This window comes from Corallococcus sp. AB030, assembly GCF_003668965.1.
GTDB classification, from domain to species: Bacteria; Myxococcota; Myxococcia; order Myxococcales; family Myxococcaceae; genus Corallococcus; species Corallococcus exiguus.
Window position 1 is genome coordinate 1 of record NZ_RAWQ01000367.1, and the last position, 4,654, is coordinate 4,654.

Annotated in this window: 5 protein-coding genes; 2 read left to right on the forward strand and 3 right to left on the reverse strand. The window is 69.1% G+C overall.

The features are described from left to right. A complete protein-coding gene (locus tag D7Y15_RS46830) occupies nt 1–96 on the forward strand; it encodes an IS3 family transposase (protein ID WP_367303451.1) in 96 nt (31 codons plus the stop codon). A gap of 950 nt (nt 97–1,046) precedes the next feature. Next, entirely contained in the window at nt 1,047–2,213 is a 1,167-nt protein-coding gene (locus D7Y15_RS42335) for an acyltransferase (RefSeq protein WP_121756100.1), read from the forward strand. Nucleotides 2,214–2,229: 16 nt separating this feature from the next. Here D7Y15_RS42335 and D7Y15_RS42340 read toward each other — a convergent pair whose 3' ends face one another. The 3 genes from D7Y15_RS42340 to D7Y15_RS42350 form a co-directional block, all read right to left on the reverse strand. Next, the gene (locus tag D7Y15_RS42340; protein ID WP_121756101.1) at nt 2,230–3,807 is read right to left on the reverse strand and encodes a response regulator; all 1,578 of its coding nucleotides are present in this window, start codon (nt 3,805–3,807) and stop codon (nt 2,230–2,232) included. A 182-nt stretch (nt 3,808–3,989) separates the two neighbouring features. Further along, nucleotides 3,990–4,355: a VOC family protein gene (locus D7Y15_RS42345; protein WP_120579185.1), complete on the reverse strand. Its 366-nt coding sequence runs from the start codon at nt 4,353–4,355 to the stop codon at nt 3,990–3,992. Between the two features lie 33 nt (nt 4,356–4,388). Next, the coding region (locus D7Y15_RS42350) for a helix-turn-helix domain-containing protein (RefSeq protein WP_148713024.1) at nt 4,389–4,654 on the reverse strand (266 nt) is incomplete at its 5' end.

Here is a 4,654-nt window from a genome sequence, read left to right on the forward strand (position 1 = left end):
GTGTTCTACAACCGGAAGCGGCGCCACTCCGCCCTGGGCTACGTCAGCCCAGTGGAATACGAGCGGAGGGCCGCAACCAAGAGGCTGGCAGCGTAGTCAACCTGTCCACCGAACCGGAGCAGGCCCAAACCTCCGGGCCCGGTCGGAGAAAAACCTGTCCGACTGTCGGACAAGTGCGCGGGCCGCATGCAGCGAAAACCTGTCCGACTGTCGGACAGGTTTCTGGCCTGTGCTCCCGGCGGACGGCCCCCACGTCCATGGACCCTCTTGGCGTCCGCGCACGCACGGCGTCGCGGCTCACCGCGAGACTCCGTCAGGCGCACTTCCTCGACGTCTTGTGGCGCGAGCCTGTCCGACAGTCGGACAGGTTTCTGGCCTGTGCTCCCGGCGGACGGCCCCGACCGTGGAGCCGCTTTCTCTCTCCGCGCACGCACGATGTCGCAGATCACCGCACGACTTCGTCAGGCCCACTTCCCCGGCTTCGTTTGGCGCGAGCCTGTCCGACGGTCGGACAGGTTTTGAGCATGCGTGCCCTTCAGGGGCCCTCTCCGTGGACCCTCCTTGCCGTCCACGCACGACGTCTTGGCCCACGGCGGGCATGCGTCTTCGGCTTTATGTGGCGCGAACTTGTCCGACTGTCGGACAGGTTTTGAGCATGCGTGCCCGGCAGGGGGCCCTGTCCGTGAACCTGCTTTCTTCGCCCGCGCACGCATGACGTCGGGAACTGCTTCCGAGCTCCACCAAGCGCGTGACCTCGGCTTCGTGTGGTTTGAGCCTGTCCGACTGTCTGACAGGTTTCTGAGCTGCGCGCCCGGCCGGCGGACCTGCCTGGTGGCCCCGCTTTTTCGGCGGCTCAATGCCTGCCGTCCCGGGTCATCGCGGAGCGCATCCGATGCGTGTCATTGCGAAGGACTTCCGACCGTGGGTGGGGTTGAAACACTTCTGGTGACCTGACTCGCGCCGTGAGTCTACTCAGCCGCCGGTCAGGTCCATTGCACCCGGGCTGATTGAGGAGCACGCTCGGGGCTGCGAGACTCGCGGCCCTCATGGTTTCTTCCCTGCAGCAACTGCATGCACTCACCGGGCTGCGGTTCCTCGCGACCGCGCACGTCGTCGCCTACCACGTGTATCACCTGGTCTTCTCCGGCACGGAGGCGCCGCCGGGACTGCACGGGCTGCTCGACAGCGGGTACGTGAGCCTCGACCTCTTCTTCGTCCTGTCGGGCTTCATCCTTGGCTACAACTACCTGGAGCAGCCGCCGGGCACGTACGCGGCGCGCAAGGCGTTCTGGGTGGCCCGCTTCGCGCGCATCTATCCCGTCTATGCGTTGGGCCTGGCACTCGACGCTCCCGCGTACCTCAAGGGGCTGCGTGATACGTGGGCGGTGGACCCATCGAGGGGGCTGCAGCACGCCGAGGCACTGGTGGTCACGCCGCTGCTGCTCCAGAGCTGGACGCCTTGGACGGCGATGGCGTGGAACGGCTCGGGCTGGTCGCTGGCGGTGGAGGCGTTCTTCTACGCGGCGTTCCCCTTCCTGGCCGGGAGGCTGGGCCTGCTGGGGCCAAGGGCGCTCGCGGTGGGCGCGGCGGTGACGTACGGCGCCGCGATGGTGTTCCCGGCGCTCTACATGACGGTGGATCCGGACCACACCGGAGGCACGGCGTCCGCGTACAACTCCGGCCCGTGGATGCTGGCGCTGCGCTTCAACCCGCTGGCGCGGCTGCCGGAGTTCATCCTGGGCATCCTCGCGGCGCGCTTCTTCCTGCTGCGGTCCGGAGAGTCGCGGCGCTCGCATCCGGTGGCCGTGGCGGTGGTGTGCGCGGGAGTCATCGCGGCGCTCGCGGGGAGCACCGTGCTGCCCTTCCCGCTGCTGCACAACGGGCTGCTGGCGCCGGTGTTCGCGGCGTTGTTCATCCTGCTGTCGTGGAGCCAGGGCGCCGTGGCTCGGGTGCTGGCTTCACGGCCGCTGCGCCTGCTGGGTGAGGCGAGCTATGCGCTCTTCCTCTTGCACATGCCGGTGCTGTTCGCCTGGAAGGCAGTGCTCAAACGGCTGGGTGAGTCGCCCACGGCCGCCTGGGCGGTGGTGGCGTTCGTCGTGGGCTCGATAGGCCTGAGCTTGCTCGTGCATGAGCGCGTGGAGAAACCCGCCCGGGCATGGATCCGCGACCGGTGGGCTCGGCGAGGCACGGAGCAGTCCGCGGCGGGCCTCTAGCCCCGGGCGTGAGGTCCTATGCGCTCTTCATCTGGGACCGGCGGCGTGTGCCGCGCTTCACGGGCCCCAGCTGCGCGAGCACCCGGCCGATCTCCACCAACTCCACGGGCTTGACCAGGTGCAGGTCGAAGCCCGCCTCCTCGCTGCGGGCCCGGTCCTCCGGCGTCCCATAGCCCGTGAGCGCGATGAGGTGCGCGTCCGACGCCACGCGCCCGCTCAGCTCCTGCGCCACCTGATAGCCGTCCAGGCCCGGCAGGCCGATGTCCAGGATGATGACGTCGTAGGTGCCAGGAGTCGCCATGGCGAGCGCCTCCGGACCGTCCGAGGCGACCGCGACGGTGTGGCCCCATAGCTGGAGCATCTCGCTCAGGCCGTCGCGCGCGTCGGGGTTGTCGTCGACCAGGAGGATGCGCCACTCGCGCCGGCGGGACTCGATGCGCTCCACGGTGGCCTCAGGCCTCGCGGCGTCCGTGAGCAGCGGCAACGTGATGGTGAAGGTGCTGCCCTGGCCTGGCCCCTCACTGAAGACCTCCACGTGGCCACCGTGTTCGGTCACGAGGTGGCGCACCAGCGTCAGGCCAATTCCCAGTCCGCCCCGGCTGCGCGCGAGGCCCGCGTCCAGCTGCGCGAAGAGCTCGAAGATGTGCTCCTGGTCCTCCGGCCGCAGGCCGATGCCGGTGTCCTGCACGGAGACGCGCACGCGCGAGTCCTCGGACACGTGGGCGCCCACGGTGACGATGCCGCCCTCGGGTGAATACTTGGCGGCGTTGTCGAGCAGGTTGGTGAAGACCTGCTCCAGGCGCGTCCGGTCGCCGTCCACCCAGCAGGGCGCGGTGGGGCGGGCCTCCCGCAGGACGAGTCCGCGCTCCTCCATCACGGGCCGCGCGGCGGCGAGCGAGTGCTGCAACACGGTGTTGAGGTCCAGCCGGCCGCGACGCAGGGCGTACTTGCCGCGCGTGATGCGGCTGACGTCGAGCAGGTCGTCCACCAGGTGGCGCAGGTGGCTCACCTGCCGCTCGATGATGTCGCGGCGGCGCGCGTCGGCTTCGGACAGACCGTTCGAGTCCTTCTGTCCGAGCATCTGCACCGCGACGGAGATGGCGGCCAGCGGGTTGCGCAGCTCGTGGGCGAGCATGGCGAGGAATTCGTCCTTCTTGCGGTCGGCCTCCTCCAGGCGGGCGGCGTTCGCCAGGGCCTCGCGCTCCACGCGCCGCAGGCGCAGGACGCTGTTGACGGTGGCGATGAGCTCTTCGGGGTCGAACGGCTGGGTGAGGTAGACGTCCGCGCCGGCGCGCAGGCCCGCGACCTTCTTCTCCGCGGTGATGAAGGTGGCGGAGGTGTGGATGATGGAGATCTCGCGGGTGCGAGAGTCCTCCTTCAGGCGCCGGCACACGTCATAGCCGCTCATGTCGGGAAGCTTCACGTCGAGCACGATGACGTCAGGGCGTGAATCGAAGGCGACCTGTAGGGCTTCCTCTCCGGTGACCGCCTCCAGCATGCGGTAGCCCGCCTGACGCAGCGAGAAGGTCCCCAGATAGAGGCTCGCGGGCGTGTCGTTGACGTGAAGGACGGTGGCGTTGGCGGTAACGAGCACGGGCGACATTCCCAGGGAGGAGCCGGCCCGACTTCTACCGCGCGCCAGGAACGCAAGCGATCCGGGATTACTCCGCGTCCCGCCCGCTCGTGCACCACGCGTCGCGGGAGGGCCGGGAGTGTTGGGACCGCGACAGCTCGCGTGAACCGCGGCACTCCCCGCCCTACCGTTGGTTCAGCGCCTCAAGGCTCCGTCCACACCGCCAGCTCGTTGCCCGTGGGGTCGGTGAAGTGGAAGCGCTTGCCTCCGGGGAAGGAGAACGTGTCCTTCACGATGCGCCCACCGGCCTCGCGTACCTTCGCCAGCGTCGCGTCCAGGTCCTTCGAATAGAGCACCAGCAACGCGCCGCCCTTCGACGCCTCCCGCTCCTTGTCGAAGCCTCCGTTCAGCCGCCCGTCCATGAAGCTCGTGTAGTCCGGGCCGTAGTCCTCGAACCTCCAGCCGAACACGGCGCCGTAGAAGCGCTTCGCCTCCGCGATGTCCTTCACGGGAAGCTCGATGTAGTCGATGCGGTGGTGCTGCTCGGCCTGCTGCGGTGCGGTGGACATGGTGTGCCTCCTCGAAGTGGGAACACCCCCACCTTACGCACCCGCCCCCTCCGGCGATTGGACGAATCCGACCTCCGCCTGCTCGCGCACGTACGCCCCCGGCGTCAGCCCCGTCAGCGCCCGGAATTCCCGCACCTGGTGCGCCTGGTCGTAGTACCCGGCCGCCAGCGCCCACTCCGCGCCCTCCAACTCCCGCGACAGCTCCACCGCGTGCTGCATCCTCGCGATGCGGCACAACACCTTCGGCGACAGCCCCACCGCCGCATGGAACCGCCGCTCCACCTGCCGCGCCCCCACCC

Coding starts and splice junctions, on each gene's coding strand:
- D7Y15_RS42335 (WP_121756100.1), top strand. CDS start 1,047: ATGGTTTCTTCCCTGCAGCAACTGCATGCACTCACCGGGCTGCGGTTC.
- D7Y15_RS42345 (WP_120579185.1), bottom strand. CDS start 4,355: ATGTCCACCGCACCGCAGCAGGCCGAGCAGCACCACCGCATCGACTAC.